The sequence below is a fragment of the Chelativorans sp. M5D2P16 genome, from assembly GCF_034427935.1.
Classification (GTDB): domain Bacteria; phylum Pseudomonadota; class Alphaproteobacteria; order Rhizobiales; family Rhizobiaceae; genus Chelativorans.
Genome location: NZ_JAXQNM010000008.1, coordinates 274,028 through 299,895, shown reverse-complemented (window position 1 = coordinate 299,895; position 25,868 = coordinate 274,028). Strand labels below are relative to the sequence as shown.

The following is a 25,868-nucleotide window of genomic DNA, read 5'->3' as shown; positions in this document are numbered from 1 at the left end:
CATCATCTTGTCAACTGGTATGATGAGATGATATTGCGAAATCAACAACCAGCTTGAGAGAGGAGCCCCATGGTCGAAGAACGGCTTTTCGCCCGCTATGAACTGGAGAGCCCGCTGGGGCTGGAGCGCGCGGCGACGGTCATTGCCGGCGAGCAATCCTCGGGAACCTTCCTCAAGCTGCCCGGCGAGACCGACAGCCTGCGCGCACGTTCCGGCGCCCGCATCGAGGAGATCGTCGAACGCACGGTCCTGTCGGCGCCGGGACTGCCCTGCCGCCATGCGGGGGCGCGCTTTCACCGCGGAGAGATGGTACTCTCCTGGCCGCTCGAGAACATGGGAGCCTCGCTTACCAACACGCTGGCAACCGTCGCCGGCAATCTCTTCGAGCTGGCGGAGGTCTCAGCCCTGCGCCTCACCGACATAACCTTTCCCCCGGCCTTCGCCCGCGCCTATCGGGGTCCCGCCTTCGGCGTTGCCGGCACGCGTCGGCTGGCCGGGGTGGAGCAGCGGCCGATGATCGGTACGATCATCAAGCCGAGCGTCGGACTGTCGCCGGAGGAGACGGCCGCGCTCGCCAAGGAACTGGCCGAAGGCGGCATCGATTTCATCAAGGACGACGAACTGCAGGGCAACGGTCCGCACTGCCCTCTCGCCGAACGCGTGCGCCACGTGATGCGCGCGCTCAACGACCATGCCGAACGCACCGGCAAGAAGGTGATGTATGCCTTCAATATAACCGGTGAAGTAGATGAAATGAAACGCAACGCCGATATCGTCCGCGATGCCGGCGGCACCTGCGTCATGGTCAGCCTTTTCTCCGTCGGGCTCGCCGGACTCGCGGCGATACGCGCGCACTGCGAATTGCCCCTGCACTGCCACCGCAACGGCTGGGGCCTCTATTCCCGCTCGCCGCATATCGGGATCGGCTTCCGCGCCTGGCAGAAGTTCTGGCGGCTGGCCGGCGCCGATCACCTGCATGTCAACGGGATCGCCAACAAGTTCACCGAAAGCGACGCATCGGTGATCGATTCGGCGCGCGCCACCGGCGAACCGCTCTTTGCGGATACCCATTACACCGCCATGCCCGTCTTCTCTTCCGGTCAGACGGCGGTGCAGATGCCCGAAACCCATGCTGCGCTCGGCAACGCCGACTTCATCTACTGCGCGGGCGGCGGCATCATGGGGCATCCGGGTGGTGTGCGCGGCGGCGTCGAGAGCCTTCGCCAGGCGGCCGAGGCCGCAATGAACGGCATCGCGCTGGACGACCATGCGGCGGAGCACGAAGAGCTCCGCCAGGCACTGGACCTGTTCGGAGCCAGGACACGATGACCGGCCGGCCGCTCCTGTCCTATTACGGGGACGATTTCACCGGTTCCACGGACGTCATGGAGGCGCTGTCGTCGAACGGCGTGCCGACGGTCCTCTACACGGGCATTCCGGACGCGGCACGCACCGCCCGGTTCGCCGATTGCCGCGCCGTCGGCATCGCCGGCACGAGCCGCAGCCAGACACCGGAATGGATGGACACGCATCTGCCGGCGATCTTCGGCTGGCTGGAGGGACTCGGCGCCGATCATTGCCATTACAAGGTCTGCTCGACCTTCGACAGCGCACCACGGCATGGTTCCATCGGCCGGGCGATAGAAATCGGCCTTGCCGTCTTCGACCAACAGATGACCGCGCTGGTGGTCGGCGCCCCGCAGCTGCGCCGCTACAGCTTTTTTGGCAATCTCTTCGTCGGCTATCGTGACTGCGTCTACCGGCTCGACCGGCATCCCGTCATGCGCGACCATCCGGCGACCCCCATGGGGGAAGCCGACCTCCTGCGCCACCTCGGCCAGCAGACCGAACTGCCGACGGCGCTGCTCGGCCCGCAGATGGACAGCACCGAGCACGCGGTGGAGGCGCTACGGCGGTTGCGCGACGGGGAAACCCGCTGCGTGCTCCTGGACGTTTACGACACGCCCTCGCAGCAGAGGACAGGCAAACTCCTTTACAACGAACGCGAACATTTCGGCCCGTTCGTGGTCGGCTCGTCGGGCGTGGAATACGCGCTGTTGCATGCCTGGCGGAAGGCGGGGCAGACGCTGCCAGCGCAAGCCTCGCCGCCGCTCGAAAAGTTCGACCGTATCGCAGTCGTCTCCGGCAGTTGTTCGCCGACGACGGCGCGCCAGATCGATGCCGCCTGCGCCAACGGCTTTGCGGGCGTTCCGGTGGACTTCCGGGCGCTCGCCACCGGCCAGGGAGCCGACGCGGCTCTGGCGGAGGCCAGAGACCAGGCCTGCGCGGCTCTGGAATGCGGTCGCAGTCCGCTTCTTTACACGGCGCGCGGCCCAGACAGTGTTGCCCGCAGCATCGCTTCATCACATGACCGCGTTGGGCGTGCGCTCGGCCGGCTGCTGCAAACCCTGACCGACCGCTATGGCCTGCCGCGCGTGGTGATTGCCGGCGGCGACACATCGAGCCACGCCCTTGCCGAACTCGACGTCTTCGCCCTGACGCTGCGCCATCCCATCCCCGACAGTCCCGGTTCACCCCTCTGCACCGCGCATCGCAACGACGGCTCCACGCTGGAACTGGCGCTCAAGGGCGGGCAGATCGGCGGCGACGACTATTTCGTCGGCCTGCGCGACGGCACCCTCGGCTGAGCCCGCGACAGCGCGTCTCCTCTCAACACAACTCCGAAAACAGGCACTTGCTTGGCAAGATCAGGTGCTTGAACCGTTTTTACCGTCCGCGGAAACGGTGAAACAGTCCGGGCTGCCGGCAAATCCCACGTGCCACCTGTCGGGAATTCCGCCCGTCAAGCCGCGGTTTTGCCGCGATGGCTCGTCAGGGTTTTAATCCTCCACCATCTCCGTTTTTCTTTCTAAAATCAAATGGTTGCGGGCGCGTGAAGAACTGCCGCCAAGGCAGGCGGAGGTTCTTCAATGGCAAACCCGGGCACCCGGCCCACGGAGCGTCGCCGCGGAAGCGGGATGAGACGTCCACGTGCGCCGCGAAGCATTGGCTCAATCGACGGAACTGGAGAAGCGCCTTGAGACTGGTCATGATCGGCTCCGGCTATGTCGGACTCGTAACGGGGGCGTGCCTGGCCGATTTCGGCCACACGGTCACTTGTGTCGACAAGGATGCGGCGAGGATCGACAGGTTGCGACGCGGCGAAATGCCGATTTACGAGCCCGGGCTCGAAGGCATCGCCGCGCAGAACGTGCGCGACGGCCGCCTGTCCTTCACCACCGACCTTACCGGCCCGGTGAAGGAAGCCGATGCCGTCTTCATCGCCGTCGGCACACCGTCGCGGCGCGGCGACGGGCACGCGGACCTCTCCTATGTCTACCACGCAACGCGCGAGATCGCCCGGGCCCTGCAGGGCAATACCGTGGTCGTGACGAAGTCGACCGTCCCCGTGGGCACAGGAGACGAGGTCGAGCGCATCATCCGTGACGAACGGCATAACCGCGACTTCTCGGTCGCCTCCAATCCGGAGTTTCTGCGCGAAGGTTCGGCGATCCAGGATTTCAAGCATCCCGACAGGATCGTCATCGGCGTGGAGGACGAGCACGCGCGCGCCGTCATGGCGGAGATCTACCGGCCGCTGTTCCTCAACAAGTCGCCGATCCTGTTCACGGCGCGCCGTTCGGCGGAGCTGATCAAGTACGCATCCAACGCCTTTCTGGCGATGAAGGTGACCTTCATCAACGAAATCGCGGATCTGTGCGAGAAGGTGGACGCCAATGTCCAGGACGTGGCGCTGGGACTCGGCGCCGACAATCGCATCGGCTCGAAATTCCTGCATGCGGGTCCGGGCTTCGGCGGCTCCTGCTTTCCCAAGGACACCATGGCGCTCGTCAAGACCGCCCAGGACTACGACAGCCCCTTGCGCCTCATCGAAACGACGATCGCCGTCAACGATTCGCGCAAGCGTGCCATGGCGCGCCGCATCATCCAGGCCGCCGGCGGCAATGTGCGCGGCAAGAAGATCGCCATCTTCGGGCTGACCTTCAAGCCCAACACCGACGACATGCGCGAGGCGCCGTCGATCTCCGTCATCCAGGCGCTGCAGGACGCCGGCGCCCGTGTCAGCGCCTACGACCCCAAGGGCATGGAGCAGGCGCGGGCCTTGTGGACCGACGTCGCCTTTCATGCCAGCCCCTACGAGGCTGCCGAGAACGCCAGCGCGATCTGCATTCTCACCGAGTGGGAGCAGTTCCGCGCGCTCGACCTGCAGCGGCTCGAGAAGCTCGTCGCGCAACCGGTTCTGGTGGACCTGCGCAACATCTATTCCGAAGAGGACGTGACGCGCTTCGGCTTCGTCTATTCCGGCATCGGGTCGCGATCCGGTGCCCCCATGCATATCGCCGATCTGGCGGCCGCCCGCGAGCGACTGGTCGAGGCCGTGTGACCACGCCCGCGCGGTATGCCTGATGGCCGACATCGCCGCTGGCGCGGTGTCGGCCTTTTTCTTGAGATCTGCGGGGACACGCACCTGAAAGAATGTGTCTGGAGGGGATGGGATAATCGTGCGGAGCCGCCGGCCACCCGCCTCATCCCGAAGCCGGCGCGCAGGCGGAAGCCGGACCTGCTCCGGAAATGGAGACCCACACGCGGTTTCCGGAAAACCTTCGCCTGCGGCTTTCGGATAAGCGGCCCCATGTTTCGCTCCCGGCCAGCGGGCCGAAACCGGCGGTTTCCCGCATGGGACTACGCCGAATCGATACCTTACGGAGCTTTTTTAAACCGAGTGAAGTCTAGCTCTCCGGCCGGCCTCACATATTGGCGGCATGCCTATACGGCGCATCCGCCATCTCGGTGAGGGGAACAACGGCCGGTTCTTCGCACTCGATTGCGCGAAATCCCGGCAGAACCGTGCGCATGGCGGCAAAGAGGCCATCGGTGTCGCCTTCCATTGCGCATGCCTGGAGCCTTATGAAGACCTCCTTTAGAACCGGGACGGGCACCGGGGTTGGCACAGCGCCGAGAACCCGCGGGACCGGCGGTGAAACACGCTTTTCGTTCGCATCGAAAAGCTCCTCGAACAGCTTTTCACCCGGACGGCAGCCGATGATCTGAATATGGATGTCCTTATCCGGCGTGAAACCGGCTAGGCGAATCATGCGCCGGGCGATGTCGACGATCCTGATCGGCTCACCCATGTCGAGGACAAAGATCTCGCCCTGCCCAAGCTCCTTCTCCAGCCCGTAGGCGGAAGCCTGGAGCGTGAGTTCCACCGCCTCGCGAATGGTCATGAAGAAGCGTTTCATTTCCGGATGGGTGACCGTCAGCGGCCCGCCATGTGCCAACTGGCGCTTGAAGAGCGGGACGAGGGAGCCGCTCGAGCCAAGCACATTGCCGAAGCGTACCGTCATGAAACGGGGGGCGCCGGGCAAGTTCAGTCCTTCCAGATCGAGCGCCTGGCAATAGAGCTCTGCAAGCCGCTTGGTTGCGCCCATCACGCTGGTCGAGTTCACCACCTTGTCGGTGGAAATCTGCACCATGCCGAGCGCGCCGCATCGCCGCACGGCGTCGGCAACGTTGCGGGTGCCGCAGACATTGGTCAGCACGCCTTCACAGGGGTTCAACTCGACCATCGGCACGTGTTTCAGCGCGGCGGCGTGGAAGACGAGCTCGGGCCTGTGGCGCAGGAATACCTCGTTGATCCGATGCTGGTCGCGCACGTCGCAAAGATGGGCGCTGCGGGGGACGCCCGCAAATTGTTCGGACAGTTCCAGATCGATCGAATAGAGATTGAACTCGCAATTGTCGACGACGGCAAGGTGCGCCGGCCCCAGGGCAGCCACCTGCTTGGTCAGTTCACTGCCGATCGAACCGCCGGCACCCGTCACGAGCACGCGGCGGCCACGGATAAAGCGCTGCAGGGCGGCGACGTCGAGGGCCGCCTGCGGCCTTTCTAGCAGGTCCGTCAGCTCGATGGGGCGCAGTTCGAACTCCTTCATGACGCGGGTGTTGCGCAACTCGGTGACGGGGTTGAGCCGGGAAATCGCCATGCCCATCCTGTCTGCCTTCTCGATGAGTTGCTCGGCCGCCTGGCCGGAGAAGGAAGACGGCGGAGCAGTGAAGATGAGGTGTCGCGGCCGTTGCCCGCGCGCCTCGAGTTCTTCCATCACCGCCTCGAAATCGCCGGTCGTCCCCAGCACCGGAACGCCGCGCAGCATGGTGCCGATCTCGGCGGACAAATTGCCGAGAAAGCCGACGGGCCAGTAGGTGCAGTTGCGGTCGCGCTGCAGGGCCCTCAGATAGAGGTCGGCCTCGTGACCGGCACCGACGAGCAACACCGGCAGCATGGCGCCGGAGTGATCCGCCGTCGTGCGCACGGCCGGTATGCGGAATTTCAGATCCTCCTGCCGAAAGCTGAGCCGGACGGCTGCCAGGAGCGGCACGAGCGTGACGACTTCGATGGCGATCACCGAGCCCGGCACGAGGTCGGATTCAGCGTCGAAGAGCAGGAAGACCGTTAATATCGCGGAGGCGAAGAGAACGGCGAGCACGAGGACGATGTAGTCCAGGATCGAAGCGAATTCCCATTTCCGCTTGTAGAGGCCGGCGACGGGAAAGGCTATCGCGCAGACCACCACGAACAAGACCGTGATCGAGCTTACGGCGCCGAGGATCGCGGTGTCTGCCAGAAGAGCCTGCGAACCGACCCGCAACCACATGGCGAGCACGAGCGCCAGTGCGCTCAGTCCGAGGTCGACCGCGAAAAGATGACGGTTGCGGATGACTGACTTTACGAGGGAATCGACCCTAGAGCGGATCGTGCGATAAAAGCCCGGCCCGCCGGCAAGCGGCGGAAGCGGTAGAGGAATCTTGTGAACGTTTCTCGAATGCGCCCCTTTGGCGACCAAGTCGTTTTCCATTTCAGACGGCCCTCGAAGCATGAAGCGAAAGAGGACGTCGGCGCTTCTCAGCCACCGGCCCCTGGTGAAAATCTCCGCGCGCGCCGCGTCTTCGCCTCGGAAGGCTCCGGGATCTTGTGCGGGCCTGCCCCATGTAACGAACAGCTCTTCCGAAGCCGTTGTAACTGCAAGTATTTTGGGCGAAATGCAGACGTCTGCAAAGCAGCGGGAAGCCCAAGGCGCGTCAGTTAAAGCCCTGCGAGGATTTCCGGTTTTGCGCAGTTGCCGCGCCGCTCGCCGACGATGGTTTCCATCTGTAAGCCGATCCGTCCCCGGGCGAGCCGTGCAGCCAATGGGACAGGTCCCGGCTCAGCAGTTGCCCCAGGGCGGCGACCTCGGGTTCGTAATGGTCGATCAGCCGCTGCCGCAGGGATTCGGGAAAAGCCGGGTAACGTATCTCCTTCGCCAGTGCGGTGTGGAGGCGTCGGAACGGCAGCGTCTCGCGCAAGGGTGCGACGACCGGTTTGAGCGGGCGCAGCAGGCGGCGCATGGTGGGGCTCAGCATCGGGACGGTCTTGTCCTTCACCTTGCCGCGCGCTATGGCGGTCGCACCGTTCCCCGGCAATCTCAGGAACTGCCTGACAGCGGCGAGGTGCTCCTCCGGACGGGCCGTCGCGGTCTCGTACAAGGTCACGAGGATGCGGTCGGCCGGAAACCGGTCGAAATAGGCCTGAAGCTGCCGGTGGTAGTGCCCGGCGCTGATCGGGCGCGTGTCGTGCGACCAGGTCGGATCGAGATAGCGCTCGATATCGCCGTTCACGTCGCCGCGCCGGTACATCATGCAATAATCGGAATAGGCGCGCTCGACCGGATTGCGCAGTTGCACCACGAGCCTGGCGTCCGGAACCTTGCGGGCAATCCTCTCGGCGGCCTCCGGCTGCTCCAGGTAGGAGTTCGACTTCTCCCCGGCCACGCGCTCGGGCGCATCGGGCGGAAATTGCGCCAGGTACCACTCGTCGCCCCGGGCAAACTCACGGCTGAAATAGTGCAGCTCGGGATTGGGCATCGAGACCATGGGATCGGCCTGAAGCGATCTCTGCAGCCAGGTGGTGGCGCTCTTGGTCGCGCCAATAATCAGGAAATCGATATCTTCGAACCTCATGGGACCGTCCTTTGGTCGGGACTGCGCCGGAAACTGCGCGTGTGTTCGCTGCCGTTCAGAACCGCGCGATAGATCGCCATCAGCTTGCGTGCGTGCGTCGCCACGCCGTAGGTGGCGAACGCGCGGTCGCGCGCGGCCTTGGTGATGCGTTCACGAAACGCATCGTCGGTCAGGAGCGCATGCACCGGATCAACGAACTGTTCCGGCGCTTCCGGCGGCACGAGAAGGCCGGTGACACCGTGCTCGATGGCTTCCGGATTGCCGCCGTCGTCGGTCGCCACCACGGGCGTGCCGAGAAACATCGCCTCGATCAGTGTCCTGCCGAACGGCTCGCGCACGGCCGGGATCAACAAGACATCGATCGCCTGCATCCACGGCTCCACCGGGCTGCGAAAGCCCATCAGCCGGACCCGGTCACCGATGCCGAGCGCTTCGGCTCGCCGGACGACCGCCTCGGCCAGATGCGGGGCTTCGCTTCCCGGCACGCCGAACAGCAGGCCCATGACGGGGACCTCGGGATGGCGCCGCGCATAGGCGGCGACCGCCTCGACAAAGGCCAGCGGCCGCTTGCGTTCGATAAGCAGGCCGAAATAGCCGAGGAAGCGCGTCTCGCCGGGGCAGCCGAGCGTCTCGACCAGCATGGCGCGCGCGGCGGTTCGGTCGTCATGCCCCGACGGCGTGTCGAACGGGCTGTAAACGACGGAAATCCGGCGGGAAACGTCGACAAGGGGCCGCTGTGGCCTTGCGAAGCGGGAAACCGTCACGATGTGGCTCGCCGCCAGCGGCGCCAGCCAGTTGACCCCGCGGGCCTCGGGATCGCCGCGATGATGCCAGACCTGGCGGGCCCCGGCCAGGCGTGCCGGCAGGGCCCACACGGCATGGATGCGCCCGTCATTGGTATGGACCAGATCGACCGTCCGGCTTTTCAGGAAGCGTGTCAGCGGCCCCGTCGCACGGGCGGCGTAGGCGAGCGTTCCGGCACCGAGCGGAAAGGGGCCGCCCTGCCCTGCGCGCCCCGGCGGCGCTCCGGCCGGCGCCTCGACGAACGGCACGCCGCAATCGCGCAGATAGTCCGCGAGAGGGCCGTTGATCACGTGCAGGGCCACGAGCGGCTGCACGGACCGGCGATCGAGCGCCCGGATCAGCTTGATCGCCGAAACATGGCTGCCCCCGATCTCGTCGCCGATGAACGGGAAACAGACGGAGATGGGCCGATCGGGCATGGAATTCCTCGCGGCAGCGGTGCGTCCATGAATAAGCCGGCGCAAGACCACGCCGGTCATCGTGCCGCACGATACGTGGAATGCTCCTCACCCGGAACCGTTCCTCCGTCAGGAAAATCAGCAGCTTGTGGCCGGAAATTCGCGAAGCCGCCTTTGCTTTCCCTCACCCGCTCGCGGAACCGCTTGCGGTAGCGGAGGATGTTGCGGCGGCGTGGGACCTGAGCTCTGCGTGAAAGGCGGTCATGAGGCCGGCGAGCCAGAGGCCCGCCATCACGCCATGGGCGATGTTGGCACCCATGGCGCCCAGGAGCGGGATGGCCGCAAGGGCCGTCAGATGGAAAGCCACGGCCGAGAAGACGACGATCTTCAGAACGACGGGCTGGCGCCCCATCGCCAGCAGGGCCGAGCGCACCGCGCTGCCGCTCAACAGCATTGCCACGGCGATCATCTGCACGGTTGCCAGCGGCCCCGCCGCCTCGAATGCGGGACCGGCGGTCCAGTGGAGCACCGGCCCGATCCACAGAGCGGTCGCGGCGAAAACCGCCACGCCGAAGGTCAGAAGCAACACCTCCGTCTGGACGATCGTGCGGCGGAATTCCGTCATTGCCTGTTGCGCCCACAGCCTGGCGATGTCGGGATAGACCACCGCCTGCACCTGAACGCCGATCTGCAGGACGAGTCGGCCCAGCCGCTTGGCGACATGGTAGAGGCCGGCTGCTGGCGCGCCGGCGAGCGCACCGACGAGGAGGGTATCGAATTCCATCGTGCTCGAGCGGACCGTCAGCTCGATCTTGCTGCCGAGGGTAAAGGTCCACAGGCCTTTGAAGCGTTTGGTGATGCCCGCCAGCGGCGCTGTCAGAAGCCCTCCAACTCCCACTCCCTGGCGGCGCAGTTCGATCAGCGCCAGAGTGAGGAAGAGGAGCGAGCCGGCAATCTGGCTTACCGCCCAGGCGATCACGAAATAGAACAGGCCGGCGCCCATCAGGAGTCCGATCGTACAAAGGAGAAGGCGCAGCACGGTCGCCACCAACGCACTGTAGGCAACCAGTCTGAACCGGCCGGCCAGGCGCAGAACGGCCGTCGGAAACCCTTCGATCTGAAACAGAAGTACGGTGGCGTAGATGAGCACCTGCTGCAGGTTGCTTTCGCCGATGCCCACGTGCGGCCCGAATAGCAAGGCGAAGCAGACGGCGAGCGCATAGGCCGTGAAGGCGGCCGAGACGTCGACGAGCAAGCCGAACTTCATCAGGGCCCGATAGGCGCCCTTATCCTGGTTGCCCCATTCCTCCGCGCCGTACTTGATGAGCGGCTGCCATGTCTGGAACGCGATCAGGAGCTGGATGGAGCGGGCGTAGCTGAGCGTAAGGGCGAGGATGCCGAAATCGTTCGGACCGAGCGCACGGGCCGTCACGATGAAGGCGAGTAGGCCCATCGCGGAGCCCATCATATTGCCGGTCACCAGATGGCCGATGTTGGCGAGCCGCGCGCGCAAGGACTCCTCGTCGCGCCAGAACCTGCGGGCACGCCGGCCGATGGTCTGCATGGAGCCAGTCAAGGAAGACACCTTTTACTCCCCCCACAATGCGTCCTGCCCGCGTCCGGCCGGGCTGCGCCGCGTCTTAAAGGGCACGGCAGCGAGCCCTGCCCCGCAAGATACTGTAGCAGGCAAATGGCCAACTGCACCGCAACGGAAACCAGCCGGGACCTTCCCGCCGTCGGGAAAAACCCTAAGGGTCCACGGCGGCCGCCGGCCGGGCATCCTCAGACTCCCGTTGCAACCGGATAAGACAATCGTCCAGGGCGTCGAGGGTCGTGACGCGCGCATGCGCTTCGTAAGCGGCACCCGGCGCCGGCAGGCGATGGACCCGCTCGCGACGCGCGATCTGTACGGTCCACCAGCCGCGGGCGCGCGGCGTCACGAAATCCTTCACCGGATTGTCGGCCACATAGACGAGCGGGAGCCGCGTCGGCGCTGCCCAGCGCTCGACCATGGCAAAGGCACGCGGATGCGGCTTTCCGAAACCCTCACCCAGTGCGCCGGTGCAGACGATGCACTTGAGAGCCTCGCCGAGTCCCAGGGCATGCACCTTCGCCCGCTGCATGGCGGTCGGCCCGTCGGTGATCATGGCGCAGGGAAACGCAGGGGAGCGCGATGCGAGATAGCGTGCCGCATCGTCGGCCAGGCGAATGTCCGGCGCATGCGAGCGGTAGACGGAGACGAGGCTGGCGACGAGGGCCGGGTCTGCTCGCAAGCCGAGCATCTCTAGCGCCCGGTCGAAGACGCGCAAGCGCTCCCCGGCGAAAAAGAGATCGCGGCAGACCGGTGCCAGCCCTTTCACACCACCCGCCCGGCACAGCCATGCGTCGGCCGCGGCGAAGCCGCTCAACGCGAAATCGCGCTCCAGATAAAGGGTATCGTCGAGATCGAAGACGACCAGGATCGGCGCCACCATGCCTCCTCACCCCTGGAAGACGGCCGCGTCGTAGCGCAGCATCAATGCGCCTGCGCGCCAATTATCGTGGGCGGTGGAGGGCAAGCCGGCCACCTCTTCCAGAAGCCAGCGTGTATATTCCCCTCCCGCGTAGTGAACCAGCGGATAGCCGCCGCCGAAACGCGCGTTGATGTCGAAGACGCATGGCCCGGTTCGCTCGTCCGCAATTACCTGGAAACACAGCACGCCGCGTGCCAGCGGGAGCGCTCGTGCCACTCCTTCGGCCAGACGGCGCAGCACCGGGTCACGCTCGGTCCGTCCCTTCTCCACCTCGCCGGCGCGCACGCGCAGGCGCCGGTGCGCCACCGCGTTGCGCAGATCGCCTTCGCGGTCGATATACATGTTGACCGTGTATTCCGGGCCGATGAGGAGTTGCTGCAGGATCATCGGCTCCTCCGGCGCTTCGGGCAGATCCGCGGAACTGGTCGCCACCTTGATGTTGCGGCTGGCGCTGCCGCCCGAAGGCTTGAGGAACATCGGCCAAACGATCGGATAGGCGGAGGCATGCGCCGCTTCGAGCGGCACTGTCCATGGCACCGGCACGCCGGCCGCTTCCATTACCTGGGCCGTCCTCAGCTTGTCGCGGACCACTTCGATGACGCCGGGCGGGCTGACATGAACGTGGGCGCCGCTCGCCCTGAAACGATGCGCCGCGCCCGCAAGCGGCGCCAGCTCCGGATCGATCGTCGGCACGACGAGGTTGACGCCGTTTTCACGCACGATCTCCAGCATCGTTTCCACGAATTCGGGATCGTCGCATCTCGGCACGGCAAAGGCCCGATCGGCCACCTGACAGGCGGCACTGAACTGCGGGTCGCGATCGCAGGCGAGCACCTCAAGCTCGATGCCGATCGCCGCCGCCGATGAACGAAAACACTCGACGAGTCCGACACGTCGCCCGGCCGACGAAACCAGAAGAGTCATGCGCATCCGTTTCGCCTCACCCCGTCTCCGCGGTCCTCACGAAGCGAGAGCCGCTCGCCTCCTGGCGATGCCCGGCGCCACCTCGGCCGTGGCCTCTTCCATGATCCCGCGCAGGGTCACGGCCGTCTTGCGCATGGCAGCCAGGCTCTGGCACGGGTCCACCAGGAAGGCCAGGCTCGTTTCACCGAGCGTGGCGGCAACCGGGAGCCGTCTTCGGGGCGCCATGCCGGATTCCCGGAACGCCTTTTCCAGGTAGATCTCCGGACAACTGCCCGTGAAGCAGGAAACGCCGAGGACGTTGAGCGCCGAAAAGATCCGATCGCGGCTCCAGCCGGCCTTCAGCCTTTCGGGGCGCACGAAGGTGTAGAAACGATACCAGGCATGGCGCATATGTGGCGGCGGCAGGGGGGTCCTCAGGCCGGGCAGATCGCGCACGGCATCGATCAGGATCGCCGCGTTGGCCGCCCGCTGCGCCTGCCATTCCGGAAGGCGATCGAGCTGCCGGAGCCCGATTGCAGCCTGAATTTCGGTCATGCGGTAATTCGAGCCGAAGCTTTCATGAAGCCAGCGAAAGCCGGGCGCATGCCCCTTCTCGTGCACCACATCATAGGCTTTGCCATGATCCTTGCGGCTCCATGCCTTGGACCAGATCGCCTCATCGTCCATGGCAAGCAGGCCACCCTCGCCTCCAGTGCTGAGAATCTTGTCCTGGCAGAAGGAGAAAGCGGAGATATCGCCAAAGCTGCCGACCGGATGGCCGGCGATTGACGCGCCGTGCGCTTGCGCGCAGTCCTCGATCACGACGATGCCATGCTGGCGGGCAAGGCGCATGATCGCCGGCATGTCCGCCGGCCATCCGGCCAGGTGAACGACGATCACGGCACGGGTGCGCGGCGTCAGGACCGCAGCGATCGTGTCCGCCGTGATGGCCTGGCTCTCCGGGTCGACATCGGCGAAGACCGGCGTGGCGCCGGCCATCGGCACGCAAGCCGCCGAGGCGACGAAACTGCGCGGCGTGACCACCACCTCGTCACCCGGCTGCAGGCCGATCGCGTGCAGCGCGACGTCGAGGGCGACCGTTCCATTGGCGAGCGCGATCGCGTGACGGCGGCCGAGCAGTGCCGCGTAGGCGGCTTCGAATTCGGTCACCCGGCCGCCCGTCCAAGCATTGACCTTCCCCGAGCGCAGGACGGCGATCACGTCCCCAATCTGCTCCTCGTCGTAATGCGGCCAGCGTGTTGCGGTCGTCATGTCGCGCACCGGCTGCTGCGCGCCGGCGCCATAGGGGTGCGCCCGTGCATCCTTGGCAGCCAGATTGTTGTCCATCATGACGGGCTCCTCTGTCGAACAGCGGAAAGATTCGGTGCTGTGCCTTCACACGCGCCTCCCGGGCCGGCATGTCGTATGCGTGCCTGGTCCCAGGCGTGTTTCAGCTTGCATCATCCTGTGAGAACCGCCTGGACTTGCAAAGGAGCGCGAAACCTAAGCCGTGTCAGTAAAACCCCGCCGGCATTTCGGTTTTGCCGAGCGTGTCTTCGCTCGCCTGCCTCTCAAGGCACGCGAGGTTGATGGAGGCCGTTGAAGAAGATCCTGAAGCGGCTGGCATTACGGCGTCTTTTGGCGCTTCGCCATCGGCCTTGCAGGCCGCGCCGCCGCCACCACCATAATGTCCACAAGACCTAAAGCGCGTAATACCGCCCGAGATAGAGAGGCGCCGGTTGCGACTGCGCGGGGACGCGTGCCGGCACGGGATCGCGGGCGCCGTTCCGTTCCCCCGGGGGCTCGGTTGCATGGCCGGTGCGCGGCCCCATGCCGAGGCCGAGCAGGCGGCTTCCCGCCAGGTCGACCGGAGCGATCAGCCGCGGTGCGACGCCCAGAGCGCGGACCATGCCGCGGAAGGCGATCGTCGCCACGAAGATCCTCTCTGCGGCGAAAACGGCCTCTTGCACGCGCGCCGCATCGGCGGCGTCGATGTAGAGGACGCCGGGTATGTCGAGGGGGAGTGTCGGAACCACCGGATCCAGGATGCGGTTGACGGCCTGCGGCGAGATGCCGTGAAGGGCGAGCACGACGAGGCCACTCTGACTGGCCCTATAACAGGCCTCGATCAGCCCGGAGGGTATGTGGCCGTTTCTCCTGCTGATCTCCACTACGTCGCAAGTCTGCATGGCCGCCTCTGACCGGGTAACACTGCATCCGACCGCCACCTAGGCGATGCCGCCAATGGGGCGCAGGCCGAACCGAGCGTTTCACGATGCTACGGAAAAGACGGGTGCACGAACGACTAGGATCAGCCGCGCCTGGTGTCAGGTTTTTCCTTTTTGCAAGGGCAGCATGCATGGGTTTCACTAGACTCCACCAAGACGACTTTGGGCGACTTCGGCCCTCGGGGATGCGCGAGGTCACCATCACCGATCAGCGGCGAGCAACCTCAGCGGCGGTTTTTCATGCGATGGCTCCTGGTTCCAATCGTTCTGGCCGGTTTGACGCAGCCTTGCTGGTCCCAAACGACCACGGACGATCTCGCCGCGCGCGCACAGGAACACATGCTGAGGGCGGCAACCTTCTTCCGTGACCGGGTCGCGCGCCACGGCAGCTATGTCTGGGAGGTCTCGACGGACCTTTCCTGGCGGTCGGGTGAAGGGGTCACCACCGAGACGCAGGGCTGGCTTCAGCCGCCGGGCACGCCGGCGGTGGGCCGGGCCTATCTCGCCGCGTTTCATGCGACGGGCGAGCGGCTCTATCTCGATGCGGCGGTCGAGACGGCCGAGGCGCTCGTGGAAACGCAGCTCGAATCCGGCGGCTGGTGGGCTCTGCTCGAATTCGATCCTGCCGCGCGGCAATCCTGGTGCTATCGCGCCAACCGCGCCCAACGCCCGCCCTGCACGGCAATCGACGGCAACAAGGAACGCGACGCCACGATCCTTGACGACAACATGTCCCAGAGTGCGCTTGCCTTCCTGATGCTGGTCGACGAAACGCTGGAAGGTGGCCACGAGCGTGTCCATGAGGCCGTGGTCTACGGCCTCGGCGCATTCATCGCCATGCAGCATCCCAACGGTGCCTGGCCGGTCCGCTCCGACCGGCGGGTGGCGGATGCGCTGACGGTGTCGGCGTGGCAGGCTCGCATGCCGGAGAGCTGGCCGCGGGAATATGTCGAACCGGAGGGAGAGGTCTATATCCTCAACGACCACCTCCAGCGCGACGTCATCCGCACGTTCCTGCTCGCCCATCGTCTTTATGGAGAGCCGGACTACCTCGCCGCGGCGCGGCGCGGCGGCGAGTTTCTGCTACGCGCACAATTGCCGGATCCGCAGCCCGGATGGGCACAAACCTACAATGCCGATCTGGAGCCGATCTGGGGGCGCCGGTTCGAGCCGCCGGCGATCGCCTCCAACGAGACGGCAGGCGCGGTCGATGCACTCATCGATCTTCACCGAGTAACCGGGGAGCGCCGCTATCTTGCCGGCGCGCGGAAAGCCGCCGCATGGCTGCGCGCCGTCCGCCTTCCCGACGGAGACTGGGCACGCTTCTACGAGCTCGGCACCGACAGGCCGCTTTATCTCGATACCGACTACAGGCTCACCTACGCGGTGGATGATGCTCCCGATCACTATAGCTTCAAGGCCGGGTTCGACATCGCCCCCGTGCTTGCGCGCCTGGACGCGGCAGGCAAGGACGAAAAGCCTCGCGACATCCCGACAGAGGCGGAGATCGAACAAATCCTCGCGGCGACCGACCGGGAGGGGCGCTGGGTCGGGGATGGGAAGATCAGTTCCGCCGTTTTCGTCGAACATCTGGAACGGCTCGCCGGTTTCGTCGCGCACGCGGCAGGCCGCACCATTCCGGATCGCACCAAGCTTTTACCGCTGCCGAAGGCAGAACGGTAGTTCTCCTGTTTCCGGGCGGCGAACCGCGAAGTTGCAGACCCGTCGACCGGTCCCAGGCGCAGCGAGGGGAAGAATGCCAGAAACCGAAGATCACCAGGGAAAGAGCCGACTTTCCTTTGCGGCCTGCATGCTCGTCGCATTCTACCTGCTGGGAAGCACGTTATATGCGCTGCTGAATTTCGACCACTACGCCTCGGCCACCCCACAGTTTTTGCGCTATGTTCTCGTACCCGGACTTCTGGGGATGGGCATTCTGGCGATCGCCCTGTTTGCTAGACCGCGATGGACAAGGCCGGTCGGCATTTACGGCGTGAGCCTGCTTGCCGGGCTGTTTCTCTTCGAGGGGTTCCTGACGGCGCGTCAGCTTTCGGTGCACTTCACCATGCTCGGCCGCCTCGACGAGGACCAACGTGCGATGTTGTCGCACGAGGACGATTTCATCCGTGGCTTCACCCTGCGGCGGCTCAACATTCTTGCCGGCGTGGACGGCCTGCCGGAAACGATGCTGGCCGGCTTCCCCGGTTCGACGACACTTCTGTGCACCCCGCCCGGGCAGGTCATTACCTACAAGGCCGACCGCTACGGCTTCAACAATCCGAATACGGTCTATGATGCCCCGATCGACGTGATGCTTCTCGGCGATTCCTTCGTGGAGGGCTTCTGTCTCAAGCCGGGCGATGACCTGGCTTCGCAACTGCGCCGGCGCGGTCCGAATACCGTGAGCATGGGAATACGCGGCAACGGCCCCTTGATCGAGCTTGCCACGCTCGGCCGCTACGGTCCGCTGCTGCGACCGAGGAATGTCGTGATGGCGTTCTTCGAGGGCAACGACTGGGAAAACCTCGAATATTCGCTGAAGCAACCCTGGCTCAGGGCCGCGCTCCGGCCGAACGCCCGTTTCGGCGCGCCGTCAGGCGCAACCGAGACCGTCGACAAGGCCCGCGCCATCCTCGAACGGATCGATGAGGACGAGGTCACGATGGCGGACCTGGTCGCGCAGAAATCGTTCCTGCGCAATTTCGCCGCTCTGCAAATGACCGGGACATCGCTGGGGCTTCTCTATCCGAAGATCTCGGGCGATATCCCCGAGTTTCGGCAAACGCTGCGGCGCGCCAGAGAGATCGCCGAGAGCTGGGGCGGCTGCTTTTCCCTCATGTACATACCGCGCATCGACCGGTATGTCGGCCTCTTCCCGTCGGACGCGGCTTTCGACGACCTGCGTGCAAAGGTCCTCGATGCGGCCGCTCTGGAGGGGATCGATGTCATCGATCTCAGTCCGGTTCTCCGCAACCACCCGACGCCGGCGCAGATGTATGCTCCGGATGCCCACTTCAGCCGCGCGGGTGCCATGCTCGCCGCTGAAACCATTGCGCGAGCGCTGGAGGCGGGGCAGAGCCTTCGCAAGTCCAGGGGATGCGCCGCCGAAACGCCGTCCGCGCGCATTTTCACACAAGCCGGCCATCTGGAATCCGGCAGGTGAAGGACCGGCCGCCGCAAAGAAGAAGACACCGGCTCTGGATCAGATAGACCTTACCCAATCGAGATAGTCTTCCGTGAGAGCGCAGTCCGGCGCGATGGCGGGCTGCTGGACGAAGGTCCGCCGTGGCCTGACGTCGCTCGATTTTCCCTGCCAGTCTTGCCAAAGCCATTGGTCGAGCGTTTCGGCGAGGAGGAAGTGGCCGTAGGCGGTCAAATGCTTGTCGATGACGCCGAAGGTGAGATCGGGATCGGCGCGCGCCAAACTGGGCGTAGCGTCGAGAAGATGGGCATTCGGTACGTCCTCGACAAAGGCGCGCAGCATCTCGCGCTGGCGCTCTGGCGCCATGCCGTCGTCGCGGCCGACGATTTCGGGCCAGCCGGGGATCACTAAAAGCAGCAGATCGGCCTGATTGGCCGCAGCTTCCGCCGCCAGCCCCGCAAGAAGCCGCCGTGTCAGGTCCAGGGCGTTGTCGATGTCGCGGCGGGCATCCCAGTTTTGGACCGAGGCGCGAAGAGTTGCATCGTAGACAATGCGGTAGAGGCTGCTCGTCTGCCAGAGGAACTGGTGCACTCTCAGAAGCAGCAGCGTGCTCTCGGTCGTCTTGGCTGTGACCTTTGCGAAATCCACCTCGAAGCCGTCGCCGACCCGTCTGGTGCGTTCGACATTGTCGTCCAAATCGTTGGGAAGGGTGATCTGCTGGATGACCAGCCGATGGGGTATTTCGGCACCCTTGTCCTGATAGATCCTCAGCGTGTTCGCCTGGCCATAGCCGCCGACGCCGTAGATGTGGAAGCCCATATCGGGATGCCACTGGTTGATGAGGCCTCCGTAGCTTTCATATTCGTTGACCAGTGTTCCCCGAGTCATGGAATCGCCCAGGACGATCACCCGCTCGCCCGAATGCCTTTGATTGTCGCGAAAGCCTTCCTCGTTGACATGTACGTAATACCAGGGATCGCGCGGGCTGTTGCGCTCGAAATAGCTCGCGCCCGGCGTTTCGGTATGCCCGAACCGCGGATGCTCCACATGCCGGGTGTAAGGCGAACAGAAGATGTACTCGCCTTCATTGGCCTGGACCTGAAGCCCGGGAAAGGCCGCAAGAAGCGCTTCGAAGAACCCGACAGTGACAGCGACGGAAAGAGATAGAAGACCAAGGGTCCCGGCAATTTTGGCGCCCCTTATCCGCGTTCCGCGCCTGGCGCGGCCGGTGCTTTCCATTTCGGAGTCAGATTCCGCCAACGGCAGATCGCCGGATGAAGCCCCGGCACCACTCAGAGCGGCGGAAGGTACCTCCGGGCGCTTGCGCCAACGGGGGACCGCGCCGTTTGCCCCTCCACCTCTTTTGCCCATCCCGCACCTCCCACCCGGCAAGCACGACCGGCAGCGGTCGTTCGGACAATCCCTACCCGCGCCGACGGCTGCACGCTGATCGTGATCCGTATCAGTCCAGCTCGAACTCTTCCTTGTAGTCCTTCCTGAGCGCTACAGGCTGGTCCTCCTTGCGCAGGATGGCGTTGCCGATTACCAGCCGTTCGATGTCGGTCCCCATGAAGCAGCGATAAGCGTCTTCCGGCGAACAGACGATCGGCTCGCCCCGGACATTGAAACTCGTATTGACCAGCACCGGACAGCCTGTGCGCTCCTTGAAGGCCGTCAACAGGTCCCAGTAGCGTTGGTTCGTTTCCCGGTGCACCGTCTGAACCCGGGCTGAATAATCCACATGAGTGACTGCCGGTATGTCCGAGCGCGGCACGTTCAGGCGCTCGATGCCAAACAACTCCTCCTCATCCAGATTGGGCCGCACGCGCTTTTCGTCGCATACATCGGCGACCAGCAGCATGTAGGGGCTGTCGGCCGACATCTCGAACCATTCTGAGACGTCCTCACGCCGGACCGACGGGGCGAAGGGGCGGAAGCTCTCCCGGTACTTGACCTTCAGATTGAGCGTCTTCTGCATCCTCGGCGAACGCGGATCGCCCAGGATGGAGCGGTTGCCGAGGGCACGCGGGCCGAATTCCATCCGCCCCTGCATCCAGCCGACGGCCTTTTCCTCCGTGAGCGCATCGACCGTCGTCGCTATCAGCTCGGAATCGGGCATCACCCCGTAGACGGCGCCGGCGGCGGTGAGGCGTTGCTCGATTTCGGCCTGCGAATAGGCCGGTCCGAGATAGGCGCCTTCCATCAGGTCGCCACCATTGGGGGTACGCTCGCTGTCGAGATACTGATGCCACACGGCCAAGGCGGCACCGACCGCACCGCCGGCATCGCCGGCGGCCGGCTGGATCCAGATGTCGTCGAAAACGCCTTCTTTCAGCACCTTGCCGTTGGCGACGCAGTTGAGAGCCACGCCGCCGGCTAGGCACAACTGGCGCTCGGCCGTTTCCCGCCGTGCAAATCGCGCCAGCCGCAGAACCGCCTCCTCGGTGACCGCCTGGATGGAGGCGGCCAGGTCCATCTCGCGCTGGGTCATCGGCGATTCCGGCTTGCGAGGCTCACCGCCGAAGAGCTCGTTGAAAGCCGGCGAGGTCATCGTCAGGCCCGTGCAGTAGTCGAAATAGCGCTGGTCGAGCCAGAAGGATCCGTCCTCCTTGAGATCGATAAGGTGATCGAGGATCGTCTGCGCGTATCGCGGCCGGCCATAGGGCGCCAGGCCCATGATCTTGTACTCGCCGGAATTGACCTTGAAGCCCGTGTAGTAGGTGAAGGCCGAGTAGAGCAGCCCGAGAGAGTGTGGGAAATGGATCTCCTTCAAAAGGTCCAGGCGCTTCCCGTGGCCGTGGCCGAGCGAGGTGGTGCACCATTCTCCCACCCCGTCCATGGTGAGCACGGCAGCGCTCTTGAACGGCGAGGCGAAGAAGGCGCTGGCGGCATGGGCCACGTGGTGCTCGCTGAACAGGAGCGAGCCGTCCCATCGCTTTCTCCCGGCGATCTCGCCAAGCCTGCGCCGCAGCCCCGACTTCTGGAACAGCTTCTCCTTCACCCAGACGGGGATGGCGGCGCGGAAAGAGCGAAAACCGCCGGGCACCGTCGCCAGATAGGTCTCGAGCAGCCTTTCGAATTTCAGAAACGGCTTGTCGTAGAAGGCGACGTGGTCGATATCGTCCATCGTGCACCCGGCCTCGGCCAGGCAATACCGCACGGCATTCGCCGGAAAATCCGGGTCGTGCTTGCGGCGCGTGAAGCGCTCCTCCTGCGCCGCCGCGACGATCTGCCCGTCCTGGATCAGCGCGGCGGCACTGTCGTGGTAGAATGCTGAAATCCCGAGAATGCGCACGGCTCACACCCCGTCAAAACAAGGTGTAGATAAAGGGCGCAACGGCCGTGCCCTGTGTCAGCACGATCAGCCCGCCGAACACGCCGAGCATGACGAAGATCGGCAGCAACCAGAATTTCTTGCGATCGGACATATAGGTCCACAGTTCACGCACCAGTTCCATTTTCCAACCTTCCTCACCGATTGCCCGGCGACGGACGCTCTGTCCGCCGCGTTCAAAATTGATTGCGCATCGTCTTGGCGTCGACTTGCGAAGGCGAGCGCGAGATCCAGTAGCTGTCGCGTGCCCTGCCGGCCTTGTAGGCAAGCGGGTCATATCCCCTCCATTGCTGGATCAGCCCGATCGGCACAAAGGTGGTGATATAGATGGCCAGCATGATCACGGGATTGACGACCTTGAACAAAAGCAGCCCGAGCGCCATCCAGAGCCGATTGGGGCGTTCCAGGGCTGCCGGCGCCACCGCCGCGAAAAAGACCAGGATGGCACCGACGAGCGTCAGGCTTGTCGTCAGGACGGTGAAATAGCCGACGAACCAAAGCCTGACGGCCGCAAACGCCAGAAGAATACCGCCCACGGTATAGCCGAACGCACGGTTGGACGGGCCCTCCACCTTCTCTTCGAGGAGCCTCTCGTGGGGTGCCACCATCTACCTCTCCCTGCCGGAAATGCCCTTTTGCCGCCCTCATCTTGCGAGCACAGCCGATCGCGCGCCGGCCTACGGCCGTGTCACGCCATCCTGTGGTAACGCGCGTACACTGCAAAGGCGCGTGGAGCCCGAACCATGTCAGTTAAACCCCTGCAACGGTTTCGGATTTTGCGCATTGAACGACCTGACGGACGAGGACGAAGGCCTCCGCCGCGTCCACGTGCACCGTGGCGCCGCGCAAGAGCGCCAAGGCCCGAAGAGCTTCCCGCGACCGCTCGTGCGGGAATGCCTTCAACTGAGTCTCGAACAGGCCCATGGCCTCGAGCTTCAGTGACAGCGTTTCACCGACGTCGACGAACACGTTGGGATGGAAGCCCGGCGTGAGATAGGGCGCATTCCAATTGGTCTCCGACAACGTCTCGTAGGCGAGGATCATCCGCGGGTACTCCGGCTGATGCGGTCGCGCCGCCACGAGGGCGGAGGCGAAGGCCAACTGGTGATCGCGGTGGATGTCGCCGCAAAACGGAAGGAGGAGCGTCGTCGGCCGCACCTGCCCGAAGAGCGCCTGCAGCGCGGTGTTGAGTTCCGAATGGGGGGTCTCTGAAAGCGCGGCGGCCGGAAAGTCGAGCCAGAAGGTCCTTCGCACGCCGAGCAAGGCATGTGCCTGCTCTGCCTCGGCGCGCACCGTCGCTGCCTGGACGGGCGAAAACGCCGGGGGACGCCCCGCCGTCACCACCGCCACGAACACATCCTGCCCGGCACGGGCAAGCCTGGCGATGGTGCCGCCGGCGCCGAGGATTTCGTCGTCGGGATGCGGCGCGACCACCAGAGTGCGCCCGAAGGCCAGCGGATCCGTCATGACGCTTCCACCCCCAGCTTGGCATGCAGACGGGGCCGATGCGCCTCCCCGTCCAGCCGCCAGGCGGTGACGTGGAGGCAGCCGGTGTCGCCGCAGCGCACGACGAAGCCACACGGCGTGTCGCTGACGACCTGGCCAGGCAGCCCGATGAAGCGATGGGAGTCGGAGAACGGCTCGGCCGCATCGATGATGAGTTTACGCATCTTGTAGGCGGTGAAGGCGCCCGGATAGGGATCGCCGACGGCGCGGATGAGGCGCAGCGCGCTGGATGCCGGAAGGCGCCAATCGATCCGCCCGTCCTCGGATGTCCGCTTGGCGCAATAGGTGGCGCGTGCGTGATCCTGCTCGATCCGCGGCGCCGTTCCGGCGCGGACGAGTTCGACCGCCTTGGGCAGCATGCGCGCAAGGGCGCCGGTCTGCTTGATGTAGAGCGTGCGCGCGGTTTCGTTCTCGGCCACGTCGATGGATTCCTGGAGGAGTAGAGGGCCGGAATCAACGCCCTCGTCGAGCCAGAACAGCGAGGCCGCCGTCGTGGTCTCGCCCAAAAGGATCGTCCAGGGAATGACCGCCCGACCGCGCATGCGCGGCAGCGGGGCCGGGTGGAAGCCGACCGCGCCGATGCGGGCGCTGGCACGGAACGCCGGCCCGCAGATCTGCGACCAGCCGATCACCAGTGCCAGATCCGTGTCGAAGGCACGCAGCGCCTCGATGACGGGCGGGGCGTTCACGTCCGTGGTGAAAAGAAGCGCGCTGCCGCAGTCCCTCGCCAGGGGCGTAAGGTCGACATAGTCGGAATGACGGTGCGCGGCCTCGGGCGGCAAGGTGACCACGAGACCAGGTGCCATGCCGGCGCGGGCGAGCGCCTCCAAGGCCACAGCGGACCCTTCGACCGCGCCGATGAATGCCGTTCTCACGTTTCCCCTCCCCCTGCCGTCCGGGCGCTGCGGTTGGCGGACATCGACCGGGCGGCCAGTCGCTCGCGCGCCATTGCCAGTTGCCGCTCGCCGACGCGTTCGCCGCGCAGCAGCGTCACCAGCGTGAGAACCAGGATCCAGGCGTCCAGCACCCGCGACCGGTTTTCGATATACCAGATGTCGAGTGCCAGCTTGTCCGTGTCCGAAAGCCGGGTGTTGCCGTTGACCTGTGCCCAGCCGGTCAGGCCCGGCCGCACCTGGTTGCGCAACACGCCCAGCGGGCCGAACTGCGCCACCGTCCAGGGTTGCAAGGGGCGCGGGCCGATGAAATTCATGTGGCCGTTGAGGATCGCAAGCAACTGCGGGATCTCGTCGAGGCGCAGGAGGCGGACGAGGCGCGTGATGGCCGTCTCACGCAGGCGATCGGGCAGGAGTTGGCCCTCACCATCACGCAGATCCTTCATGGTGCGGAACTTGACCACCGTGAAGGTGCGCCCCTCCAGCCCGGTGCGAAGCTGGCGAAACAGCAGCGGGCGACCGAGCGAGACCCAGACGAGAAGCGCCGTCAGTGCGGCGGGTATCGCAGCAACCCCCAGGGCCATGAGCGCCGTCCCGCGCCTGCCCCATTCACCGGGCTTCGACCACGTTTTTGCGGCGACCGTCTGTTTGTCGATCCTGGCAATGTCGGTCACGGTTCGCTCCTGATCTGGAGTGCGATCACCTCAGCGCAGCGCGGAGAGATCGGCCCTTGCGGGGTTCGAAAACGCGGCACCCTGCGGCGTGGTCGGCGCCGGGGCGCTGCTGCCCCCGATCATGCGCACGATGACGACATCGCCGGGCGCCACGGATGTGGCGACGGTGGCGGGCAATTCGGTGAGCCCGTCCTCGGTCTGCCTGCGGATCTTGAAATCGAGCACGATCTCCTTGTTGTTGGCCAGTTCCTCGACGGACATGCTGGCAAGCAGCGCGAGCTGCTCCTCTGCCGCACGCCGCGCGGCGATCGCGGCGGCGAGATTGGTGTTCTGCGTCTGCAACTCGATAAGTGCGCCCACCCGGCGCTGCTGCGTCAGTTCCGCCAGGCTGCTCTTCAGCGTGCCGATGTTCCTCCGGGCCGCAGAAAGATCCGACAGAACCTGCAGCTGCCGCACCTCTTCCATCGACACCTGGCGCTCGATATTGGAGACCTCCGTCAATGTCTGGATGCCGCGACTCTGGAGCTCGCGCGCCCGTTCGAGGCCTTCGCGGGCGATCTCCACCGTCCTTTCCACTTTGCGCGCAAGCTCCTCGAGGAGAGAGACTTCATCTTTCGCCTCCTCCAGATTGGCCATCAGGACCTCTTCCTGCGCGGCGAAGCTTTCATTGTTGGCCTGAAGGATCCGCGATTCGACAGCGCGCACTGCATCTGCGATCGGTCCGCCGACATAGGGCCGCGCGATGGCGGGGATGTCGTCGTCGGCGATCGTCTCGCGCCCGTCGAGCTGAGTCGTCAGCCTGGCAAAGGACAAGGCGGCAGCGATGATGTTGGTCTCGATCGATTCCAGCTCGCCGCGCATGCGCGCGCGCGCCAGGACCGGATCGTCGGCGGCCTGGGCGGTGATCTGGCCTCCGGCGAGCGTCATCGCCTTTTCCACGGTGAGCGCGGGCTTGAAATCATAGGCGCCGGGCTGGCGGACATCTCCGGTCACATAGACCGGACGGTACGCAGCGACTGACAGCGCCAGCTTCGGCACGCGAAAGATCTGCCGTTCGGAATAGTGCTGCTTCACCGCCTCGAACGCCTCGGCGACCGTCAAGCCGGCGACCGGCACCGCGCCGACATAAGGCGCCTGGATCGACCCGTCCGACCCGACCGGCAAGTCCAACGGATCCTTTTCGTCGTCCAGAATGTCGAAGCGCAGCGTGTCGCCGGGCGCGAGCGCGTATCCGACCGCATCGCCATCGATCGCCAGCGCGGCACCGCCCCAAAGGACGGCGGCGGCAAAAGCGAGCGATCGGACAAGAAACAACACCACAGTATAAAATCCGGACATCACGATCTCCATTTTCCCGACTGCCGAGAGAATTGTCGAGAAGTGCGTATTGCTGATCGATCTACTACCAAAACATGACTTTACATCTTTCGATTTGGCATAAGACTGGAGAATAC

The 25,868-nt window shown here is 65.0% G+C and carries 21 protein-coding genes; 5 read left to right on the top strand and 16 right to left on the bottom strand.

Features of this window, described 5'->3' with window-relative positions:
• The first annotated feature begins 69 nt into the window (after nucleotides 1–69).
• The 3 genes from SIN08_RS04380 to SIN08_RS04370 all read left to right on the top strand — a co-directional run bounded on the left by SIN08_RS04380 (nucleotide 70) and on the right by SIN08_RS04370 (nucleotide 4,405).
• Nucleotides 70–1,329: a ribulose-bisphosphate carboxylase large subunit family protein gene (locus SIN08_RS04380; RefSeq protein WP_322450341.1), complete on the top strand. Its 1,260-nt coding sequence runs from the start codon at nucleotides 70–72 to the stop codon at nucleotides 1,327–1,329.
• Nucleotides 1,326–2,648 (top strand): four-carbon acid sugar kinase family protein, encoded by a 1,323-nt coding sequence (locus SIN08_RS04375; protein ID WP_322450340.1) that lies wholly within the window; start codon nucleotides 1,326–1,328, stop codon nucleotides 2,646–2,648. Before SIN08_RS04380 ends, SIN08_RS04375 begins: the two co-directional genes overlap by 4 nt.
• A gap of 389 nt (nucleotides 2,649–3,037) precedes the next feature.
• Nucleotides 3,038–4,405, top strand: a complete 1,368-nt coding sequence (locus tag SIN08_RS04370) for a UDP-glucose/GDP-mannose dehydrogenase family protein (RefSeq protein ID WP_322450339.1) — start codon at nucleotides 3,038–3,040, stop codon at nucleotides 4,403–4,405.
• Nucleotides 4,406–4,769: 364 nt separating this feature from the next.
• Here the strand turns inward: SIN08_RS04370 and SIN08_RS04365 are convergent, their stop codons facing one another.
• From SIN08_RS04365 to SIN08_RS04330, 8 genes are all read right to left on the bottom strand, one after another.
• Nucleotides 4,770–6,878 (bottom strand): nucleoside-diphosphate sugar epimerase/dehydratase, encoded by a 2,109-nt coding sequence (locus tag SIN08_RS04365; protein WP_322450338.1) that lies wholly within the window; start codon nucleotides 6,876–6,878, stop codon nucleotides 4,770–4,772.
• A 223-nt stretch (nucleotides 6,879–7,101) separates the two neighbouring features.
• Nucleotides 7,102–8,019, bottom strand: a complete 918-nt coding sequence (locus tag SIN08_RS04360) for a sulfotransferase (protein WP_322450337.1) — start codon at nucleotides 8,017–8,019, stop codon at nucleotides 7,102–7,104.
• Nucleotides 8,016–9,242 carry a glycosyltransferase family 4 protein gene (locus SIN08_RS04355; protein WP_322450336.1) on the bottom strand — a complete coding sequence of 409 codons (1,227 nt, stop codon included), beginning with the start codon at nucleotides 9,240–9,242 and terminating at the stop codon, nucleotides 8,016–8,018. Before SIN08_RS04355 ends, SIN08_RS04360 begins: the two co-directional genes overlap by 4 nt.
• A gap of 163 nt (nucleotides 9,243–9,405) precedes the next feature.
• Entirely contained in the window at nucleotides 9,406–10,785 is a 1,380-nt protein-coding gene (locus SIN08_RS04350; RefSeq protein WP_322450526.1) for a lipopolysaccharide biosynthesis protein, read from the bottom strand.
• A 184-nt stretch (nucleotides 10,786–10,969) separates the two neighbouring features.
• The gene (locus SIN08_RS04345; protein ID WP_322450335.1) at nucleotides 10,970–11,695 is read right to left on the bottom strand and encodes an HAD family hydrolase; all 726 of its coding nucleotides are present in this window, start codon (nucleotides 11,693–11,695) and stop codon (nucleotides 10,970–10,972) included.
• A gap of 6 nt (nucleotides 11,696–11,701) precedes the next feature.
• The gene (locus SIN08_RS04340; protein ID WP_322450334.1) at nucleotides 11,702–12,664 is read right to left on the bottom strand and encodes an ATP-grasp domain-containing protein; all 963 of its coding nucleotides are present in this window, start codon (nucleotides 12,662–12,664) and stop codon (nucleotides 11,702–11,704) included.
• A gap of 30 nt (nucleotides 12,665–12,694) precedes the next feature.
• On the bottom strand, nucleotides 12,695–13,909 hold the full coding sequence (locus SIN08_RS04335; RefSeq protein WP_322450525.1) for a DegT/DnrJ/EryC1/StrS aminotransferase family protein: 1,215 nt from the start codon (nucleotides 13,907–13,909) through the stop codon (nucleotides 12,695–12,697).
• A gap of 428 nt (nucleotides 13,910–14,337) precedes the next feature.
• Nucleotides 14,338–14,826, bottom strand: a complete 489-nt coding sequence (locus tag SIN08_RS04330) for a hypothetical protein (protein WP_322450333.1) — start codon at nucleotides 14,824–14,826, stop codon at nucleotides 14,338–14,340.
• A gap of 378 nt (nucleotides 14,827–15,204) precedes the next feature.
• Here SIN08_RS04330 and SIN08_RS04325 point away from each other — a divergent pair, with 378 nt between their 5' ends.
• Together SIN08_RS04325 and SIN08_RS04320 are read left to right on the top strand one after the other, a co-directional pair.
• Complete coding sequence (locus SIN08_RS04325) at nucleotides 15,205–16,548, top strand: hypothetical protein (RefSeq protein ID WP_322450332.1); 1,344 nt, start codon at nucleotides 15,205–15,207, stop codon at nucleotides 16,546–16,548.
• 73 nt (nucleotides 16,549–16,621) lie between these two features.
• Nucleotides 16,622–18,028, top strand: a complete 1,407-nt coding sequence (locus SIN08_RS04320) for a GDSL-type esterase/lipase family protein (RefSeq protein WP_322450331.1) — start codon at nucleotides 16,622–16,624, stop codon at nucleotides 18,026–18,028.
• Between the two features lie 39 nt (nucleotides 18,029–18,067).
• Here SIN08_RS04320 and SIN08_RS04315 read toward each other — a convergent pair whose 3' ends face one another.
• The 8 genes from SIN08_RS04315 to SIN08_RS04280 form a co-directional block, all read right to left on the bottom strand.
• Complete coding sequence (locus SIN08_RS04315; RefSeq protein ID WP_322450330.1) at nucleotides 18,068–19,246, bottom strand: hypothetical protein; 1,179 nt, start codon at nucleotides 19,244–19,246, stop codon at nucleotides 18,068–18,070.
• A gap of 223 nt (nucleotides 19,247–19,469) precedes the next feature.
• Complete coding sequence (locus tag SIN08_RS04310; protein ID WP_322450329.1) at nucleotides 19,470–21,302, bottom strand: carbamoyltransferase; 1,833 nt, start codon at nucleotides 21,300–21,302, stop codon at nucleotides 19,470–19,472.
• Between the two features lie 13 nt (nucleotides 21,303–21,315).
• A complete protein-coding gene (locus tag SIN08_RS04305; RefSeq protein ID WP_322450326.1) occupies nucleotides 21,316–21,465 on the bottom strand; it encodes a DUF5989 family protein in 150 nt (49 codons plus the stop codon).
• 52 nt (nucleotides 21,466–21,517) lie between these two features.
• Entirely contained in the window at nucleotides 21,518–21,949 is a 432-nt protein-coding gene (locus SIN08_RS04300) for an SxtJ family membrane protein (RefSeq protein WP_322450325.1), read from the bottom strand.
• 142 nt (nucleotides 21,950–22,091) lie between these two features.
• Nucleotides 22,092–22,808, bottom strand: a complete 717-nt coding sequence (locus SIN08_RS04295) for a PIG-L deacetylase family protein (protein WP_322450324.1) — start codon at nucleotides 22,806–22,808, stop codon at nucleotides 22,092–22,094.
• Nucleotides 22,805–23,722 (bottom strand): methionyl-tRNA formyltransferase, encoded by a 918-nt coding sequence (locus SIN08_RS04290; protein ID WP_322450322.1) that lies wholly within the window; start codon nucleotides 23,720–23,722, stop codon nucleotides 22,805–22,807. The genes SIN08_RS04295 and SIN08_RS04290 overlap by 4 nt, the downstream gene beginning before the upstream one ends.
• A complete protein-coding gene (locus SIN08_RS04285) occupies nucleotides 23,719–24,414 on the bottom strand; it encodes a sugar transferase (RefSeq protein WP_322450321.1) in 696 nt (231 codons plus the stop codon). The genes SIN08_RS04290 and SIN08_RS04285 overlap by 4 nt, the downstream gene beginning before the upstream one ends.
• 30 nt (nucleotides 24,415–24,444) lie before the next feature.
• A complete protein-coding gene (locus SIN08_RS04280) occupies nucleotides 24,445–25,752 on the bottom strand; it encodes a polysaccharide biosynthesis/export family protein (protein ID WP_322450319.1) in 1,308 nt (435 codons plus the stop codon).
• Nucleotides 25,753–25,868 lie beyond the last annotated feature (116 nt).

Bases quoted from the DNA above. Each gene is read 5' to 3' on its own strand.
- SIN08_RS04380 (WP_322450341.1), top strand. From the start codon at position 70: ATGGTCGAAGAACGGCTTTTCGCCCGCTATGAACTGGAGAGCCCGCTG.
- SIN08_RS04375 (WP_322450340.1), top strand. From the start codon at position 1,326: ATGACCGGCCGGCCGCTCCTGTCCTATTACGGGGACGATTTCACCGGT.
- SIN08_RS04365 (WP_322450338.1), bottom strand. From the start codon at position 6,878: ATGGAAAACGACTTGGTCGCCAAAGGGGCGCATTCGAGAAACGTTCAC.
- SIN08_RS04360 (WP_322450337.1), bottom strand. From the start codon at position 8,019: ATGAGGTTCGAAGATATCGATTTCCTGATTATTGGCGCGACCAAGAGC.
- SIN08_RS04355 (WP_322450336.1), bottom strand. From the start codon at position 9,242: ATGCCCGATCGGCCCATCTCCGTCTGTTTCCCGTTCATCGGCGACGAG.
- SIN08_RS04350 (WP_322450526.1), bottom strand. From the start codon at position 10,785: ATGCAGACCATCGGCCGGCGTGCCCGCAGGTTCTGGCGCGACGAGGAG.
- SIN08_RS04345 (WP_322450335.1), bottom strand. From the start codon at position 11,695: ATGGTGGCGCCGATCCTGGTCGTCTTCGATCTCGACGATACCCTTTAT.
- SIN08_RS04340 (WP_322450334.1), bottom strand. From the start codon at position 12,664: ATGCGCATGACTCTTCTGGTTTCGTCGGCCGGGCGACGTGTCGGACTC.
- SIN08_RS04335 (WP_322450525.1), bottom strand. From the start codon at position 13,909: ATGACGACCGCAACACGCTGGCCGCATTACGACGAGGAGCAGATTGGG.
- SIN08_RS04330 (WP_322450333.1), bottom strand. From the start codon at position 14,826: ATGCAGACTTGCGACGTAGTGGAGATCAGCAGGAGAAACGGCCACATA.
- SIN08_RS04325 (WP_322450332.1), top strand. From the start codon at position 15,205: ATGCTGAGGGCGGCAACCTTCTTCCGTGACCGGGTCGCGCGCCACGGC.
- SIN08_RS04320 (WP_322450331.1), top strand. From the start codon at position 16,622: ATGCCAGAAACCGAAGATCACCAGGGAAAGAGCCGACTTTCCTTTGCG.
- SIN08_RS04315 (WP_322450330.1), bottom strand. From the start codon at position 19,246: ATGGAAAGCACCGGCCGCGCCAGGCGCGGAACGCGGATAAGGGGCGCC.
- SIN08_RS04305 (WP_322450326.1), bottom strand. From the start codon at position 21,465: ATGGAACTGGTGCGTGAACTGTGGACCTATATGTCCGATCGCAAGAAA.
- SIN08_RS04300 (WP_322450325.1), bottom strand. From the start codon at position 21,949: ATGGTGGCACCCCACGAGAGGCTCCTCGAAGAGAAGGTGGAGGGCCCG.
- SIN08_RS04295 (WP_322450324.1), bottom strand. From the start codon at position 22,808: ATGACGGATCCGCTGGCCTTCGGGCGCACTCTGGTGGTCGCGCCGCAT.
- SIN08_RS04280 (WP_322450319.1), bottom strand. From the start codon at position 25,752: ATGTCCGGATTTTATACTGTGGTGTTGTTTCTTGTCCGATCGCTCGCT.